At 63.8% G+C, this 5438-nt stretch carries 5 protein-coding genes and 1 pseudogene; 3 read left to right on the forward strand and 3 right to left on the reverse strand.

Annotated features, from left to right (window positions below; all coding sequences use genetic code 11):
• Nucleotides 1–972 precede the first annotated feature (972 nt).
• Entirely contained in the window at nucleotides 973–1947 is a 975-nt protein-coding gene (locus tag WB785_RS08540) for a glycoside hydrolase family 19 protein (protein ID WP_424078455.1), read from the forward strand.
• A 256-nt stretch (nucleotides 1948–2203) separates the two neighbouring features.
• Here WB785_RS08540 and WB785_RS08545 read toward each other — a convergent pair whose 3' ends face one another.
• The 3 genes from WB785_RS08545 to WB785_RS08555 all read right to left on the reverse strand — a co-directional run bounded on the left by WB785_RS08545 (nucleotide 2204) and on the right by WB785_RS08555 (nucleotide 3589).
• On the reverse strand, nucleotides 2204–2551 hold the full coding sequence (locus WB785_RS08545; RefSeq protein ID WP_424078457.1) for a VOC family protein: 348 nt from the start codon (nucleotides 2549–2551) through the stop codon (nucleotides 2204–2206).
• A 252-nt stretch (nucleotides 2552–2803) separates the two neighbouring features.
• Nucleotides 2804–2974 carry a hypothetical protein gene (locus WB785_RS08550; protein WP_424078459.1) on the reverse strand — a complete coding sequence of 57 codons (171 nt, stop codon included), beginning with the start codon at nucleotides 2972–2974 and terminating at the stop codon, nucleotides 2804–2806.
• A gap of 315 nt (nucleotides 2975–3289) precedes the next feature.
• Complete coding sequence (locus WB785_RS08555; RefSeq protein WP_424078461.1) at nucleotides 3290–3589, reverse strand: response regulator transcription factor; 300 nt, start codon at nucleotides 3587–3589, stop codon at nucleotides 3290–3292.
• A 143-nt stretch (nucleotides 3590–3732) separates the two neighbouring features.
• Here WB785_RS08555 and WB785_RS08560 point away from each other — a divergent pair, with 143 nt between their 5' ends.
• Nucleotides 3733–5040, forward strand: a complete 1308-nt coding sequence (locus WB785_RS08560) for a PPE family protein, SVP subgroup (RefSeq protein ID WP_424078463.1) — start codon at nucleotides 3733–3735, stop codon at nucleotides 5038–5040.
• 263 nt (nucleotides 5041–5303) lie between these two features.
• Nucleotides 5304–5438 (forward strand): annotated as a pseudogene (locus WB785_RS08565) (hypothetical protein); the annotation flags it as partial.

Genomic DNA, 5438 nt, shown 5'->3' on the forward strand with positions numbered 1-5438 from the left:
GAGCAGGACTAAATCGAAACGAAACGAACCGAAACTGCAGTTGAGACTGCATTTTGCCTGGTCAGCAAGGGTTCGAGTCCCCTTAGCTCCACAAGAGAAACCCAGCCAGATGGTCTGGGTTCTTTGCTGACAGGCGTCGGTTCGCACGCCGAGTGTCTTAACTCTGTCCTACCGCTGACCGAGAACACCGCCGACGCGGCGGTAGACGGTCGTCGGTCACGCGGCCTGTAGACCGTCTGGGTAATGCGCTCGGGTGGTTTAGCAACTAACGTTGTTGTTTGTTCCACGACCGTGATGAAGGACTCGTTCGCTGTGGGTGGCATGCATGGCGATATGACCAGGAGCGATTGCTCGCCCCTGGTTACCGAGCGCTCATCGTCGTCGATGTCGGGGGCGCCCGGGCGAGGGATTCTTGAGCCGCGAGGCGCCGCGCTGCAGGATCTTGCCGCCCAACGACGGCCGACGAGTACCCGAGCCCGGTGGCGTGCCGTCGGCCAGTCCGATCAAAAGCGCGGGCTATGCAGCTCGCGCGCAGCAGCAACGGAACGTCCACGCGACGATGGCGTCGTTGCAGCGTCGGGTAGCGGCCCGTCCACACCCCGGCTGTCGGGCTACCTGATTGCCGACCCACGGCTGGGCCCAATTCCGCGCCGAGCCGGCAGCGCTGCTCACTCGGCTGATCCCTGGCTTCGCCGAACCGGACGCGCTGAGCCTCACATGCATGCGGACCCTAGCGAACCGGCCACTCGGCCGTGGGCGGCGGCGATCAGCCAACCCGGGGTTACGGCGAAGTCGCGGCTTCACGATCGATCATCCACACCGCACAACCACCTGATCGCAATGGATCCGCAGGCTGGCATCACCAGTTCGAGTGGCAGCGTGCGCGGTTACACGGCGAGTGGCCAGGGATTTATGTTGCCACACACGACGATTGATGTGGCCGACAGGAGAAGGTCGGGAACGGGCGTTGGGGTGTCTTCGCGCCGGGACTTTCAGGCTCTGGAGAACTCGCGGATGGCCGCGGCGGACATGGTCGCCCATGGCGAGCGTCAGTTCGACGCGTTGCCGGCGCAGCTGCTATGGCTGTATGCATTGGTGGCCACCATCGTCATGGCGATCCTGGCGCTGGCAGGGGTTGCCCAACCGCTCATACCCGCGCCCGCGCCTGCACCCGCACCCGCACCCACGCGTCACACCGCCGACGTCTGCCCGCCCGTCGTCGCGCACGCGAAAATGCCCGACGCTTTAATCACACCCGGCTTAATCACACCCGGCGACCGCAGCCGGCTCGACGCGTCATTAATCAAACTCGGCGACCCCAGCCTGCTCGACCCTTCATTGTTCACACCCGGCGAGCGCTGCGTCAGCGGATACGTTCCAAAAAAGTTGCAGTGGCTGACGTCGATGAGCAAGGCAATGCGCGACGCCAATATCACCACGCCGGATCAGCGGGCGGCGTTCATGGCGCAGATCGCCGAGGAGACCGGCGGACTACGGATGGTCACCGAGCGGCCGTGGGGACTGCCCCGCTCGGAGTGGAGTGACGAGCAGGTCGTGCGAAACTATTTCAATAACAAGTACGCGAACATCAACGGCAATGGCGATGTCAGTTCGGGCGACGGCTACAACTACCGTGGACGCGGTATTTTGCAGATCACCGGCAAATCTAACTATGCGGCGGTCAGCGAAAAGCTTTATGGCGATGACCGTTTGGTGAAAAACCCTGATCTGGTCTCCCAGCCGGATGCAGCCTGTGCCACCGCGGCGGCCTACTGGAACGAAAACGACCTGAACCGTTTCATACCGCCGGGCCAACCCGTGACACCGCAAGAGTTCCAGGACCTCGGCTCGACGATCAACACCGGGCATCCCGGGCATGTGCCGAACAACGCCGCCACGCGCGAGAAGTATTGGGGAGTCGCCAAGGAAGTGTTCGGTGTTACGTGAGATGTACTCCGCCATTGCACAATCCGTGCGTGGGTTTTCGTTGGCGCTCGAACAGGACGGGACGCGGTCCGGCGCGTTCGCACCCGAGGTCTGGCCGACCTGCGGGCTTTCGATAAGGCGTTGGAGCGTGTCGGTGCACCATGCTCCGAGCTCGTCGAGTCGGTGACGTGGGTCCGCGCTGTGGTCCGGGTAGTCGGTGAAATCCCGCAATGACGCGACCTATTGCTGCAATGAGTGAGTCGGCTGATCGCGCAAGCTATTCCGGCTGGTTCAGCTCGATGAAGTTGCCGAACGGATCGTGCAGGAAGGCCTGGTGCCCGGCGCCGGGGATGAACGGGATCCGGTGGACCTCGACGCCCCTCTCCTGCAGATCGCTGACGGCAGCATCGATGTCGTCGACGCGGATCGCGAAGTGGTTCGCGCCGGGCGGCTGGGCGTCGGACTCCATCAGGTGCACTTGCTGGCCGCCGGCGTCGAGCCAGTACCCCGCGCCGAGATGGGGGCGCGGCAGCTGCGTCATGCCGAGCACGTCGCGGTAAAAGGCGAGACCTCTCTGCGCGTCGGCGACGCAGATGGCGACATGATGCACACCGGCTGGCTTCATCGCTCAATTCTGCCTCAGTAGCAACTTCAGCCGCCGCAGGGTCGTGCAAGCAACCCTCAGCGATTGCGACCGCCCCGCTGAACGAGCCAGAGGGTTAACGCGACCGACGCGATCACAACGACAATGAGCAGGATGTTGGTTGTCACCGCAGTAATTTATCGAGCCAGGAGTATGACGGTGGCTGCTCCGTCGGGGGTGGTGACGGTTTTGTTCACCGATGTCGAGGGGTCGACAGAGCTGTGATCAGTTTCTTCATCGCAGCACCTCAGCTGCGGAAGCACACGGGAAGCCGGCGGCGCTGAGCGCCCAGTGCCGAACCACCGGGATCAGGGACGGTCGGTAGGCGACCACTGCGGTGGCGATGATCACGCCCATGTCGTGCTGAGAATTTCGCTCCTCGCCGGCATTGACTGCCGAGCCCACACTGGCGTCGTTCTGTAGGCCACCCCATTCTGGTCGAGCAAATGCAGATAGGTCACGTCGGCTTGAGTGTCGGGGGCCGCTGACGCCAGCGCCGAAGCACCAGCGATCAGGCCCAGTACCGCTATCAACAGGGCGACCGTCCATTTCCGAACCTTCATCATGCTTCCTCGACGTTCGCGGCATCACCTGGAGGGCGGCCCTGCCTCCATCGAGACGCTCAATCCCGTACGGCGCGTCGCGGCCTCCGAACTAAGGGCTGTTCCCGATACCAGCGTGCCAACCTAGCGGGCCCACCGCCAGGCCCAGACAGGCGAATTACAGCAGGCCGAGTTCTCGCGCCCGGCTGACCGCCGCCCCGCGGTGCTCAACGCGGAGCTTGCGGTAGATGGCGCGTTGGTGGGTCTTCACCGTATTGAGCGAGACGTATAGCCGCGCACCGATCTCACGTCGCGACAACCGGGTGGCGAGCAGGCGAAGAACCTCAATCTCCTTGGGGGTCAGCTCCTCACCGACCGCGCACCCTTCGTCGCGCGAAGTAGCCGCGGCGCCCGCGGTCCGCTCGGCCGACGTGGCGATCAGCTCGGCACTGCGGGCGATGTCGCCGCCAGCGACCAAGTGGCGCGCCGCGCCTTCGAGGCCCTGGCGTTTCTTTCGCGCAATTCTCCGCGCGTAGTTCGACTTGCGCGACAATCGACGCAGTCGTGTCCGCGCACCGAGGCTACCGATGCGACGGTGAACATCTAGGAGGTTGTATCACAATGGATTTCGCACTCTTGCCCCCAGAAATCAACTCCGGACGAATGTATGTAGGTCCTGGGTCAGGACCACTGCTGGCCGCAGCGGCGGCCTGGGACGGGATTGCCACCGAGCTCAACACGGCGGCAGCCTCATACGGGTCGGTGATCTCGGCGCTGACCACGGGTCCCTGGCTCGGCGCCGCATCGGCGGCGATGACGGCCGCAGCTGAGCGCTATGTGGCATGGATGCGATCCACTGCCGCGCAGGCCGAGCAGACGGCCACTCAGGCAAAAGCCGCGGCGGCCGCCTATGAGGTGACATTTGCGGCGATGGTGCCCCCGCCGGTGATCGCGGCCAACCGCGCCCTATTGCAGGCGCTGGTGTCGACCAACCTGTTCGGGCAAAATACCCCGGCGATCGCGGCCACCGAGACCCTGTACGCCGGGATGTGGGCGCAGGATGCCACCGCGATGTACGGCTACGCGGGCGCGTCTGCGTCGGCGACAACGCTGCCTCCGTTTAGCCCATCACCGCAGACCACCACCGGGGCATCGGCCGCGACAAGTGCGCAGACCGTGGCGTCCCAGCTGGCCGCCACGACAGCGCAGGGTGCCACATCGACAGCGGCGGTTACTGACACTCTGGGCACGCTGGCGGACCTAATCGATATCGTGCTGTTCTTGCCGGGTGTGGCCCAGGCTGGGCTCACGCCATTGAACACCACCTCGATATTTGCCGACTTATCGTTCGACGAAGACGAACTCCACTTTGAGGGGTTGGAAAGCACCGAGCAAAGTATCCTGGATACGTTCAGGATCAACGGTTTTCGCTTGCCCGAAGGCGCCGTCGAGAATGTGACGGCGCGGTCGGTGACGGCGTTGGGCCCGACCGAAGTCCCTTCGGTGACGGCGGGTCTGGGTCGAGCGCCATCGGTAGGGGGCATGTCTGTGCCGCAAGGCTGGACCGTGGCGGCTCCGGAGATCAGGCTTGCCGCGCTGACATTGCCGACCACCGGCTTGGCCGCTGCTCCAGAAGTTTTCGTAGCAAGCCCGGCAAACCTCCTGGGTGAGATGACCCTGGCGAACATGGCGGGCAACGCCATCAGCGGCACTCGGTCTCCGGGACGACGTCAGGAGCGCATCGGGTCGATTAACTGCGCCCGCGGCGTGTCGACGACGCCCACGTCGCCGACCGGACACGCCACGGCAATGGCCGCCGACGTCCACGAGTTCGCCGAAGCGTTAGTCAAACTCGGCGACCTCCGCGACTCCGGACTCTTGACTAATGAGGAATTCAGCAAGGAAAAAGAACGCCTCCTCGCACGCTGAATCTCGACACACCTGGGTGCATCGGAGGATCCCAGCGCGCTTGCGGCCGGAATTTTCCCATCGCGCTGGTTGGGCGGTGGTCTCATATGTCGTCTTTTCGGAGACAGTGTCTCCCGCGTTCGCGTACGCGACTATCAGTCAAAAACCACGGGTACTATCCCGATATTCGAATTGGAGGAGGACGAGTCATGAATGGCGCCACCGACTTCATGGCCTCGTCGGCGTTGACGGCGATGACACGCCGCTGACCTTAGGGAGTCCGAATGACGTTCAGGCTTACTCGTCGTGGCGCTGCGATATTGAGTTGTGCTGCGGCGCTTGTTCTTTCTGCTGCGGTTGCCAGCGCTGATCCGCCCGACCCGCACCAGCCGGACATGACGAAGGGCTTCTGCCCGGGT

The organism is Mycobacterium sp., assembly GCF_049585075.1.
In the GTDB taxonomy this organism is placed as follows: Bacteria; Actinomycetota; Actinomycetes; order Mycobacteriales; family Mycobacteriaceae; genus Mycobacterium.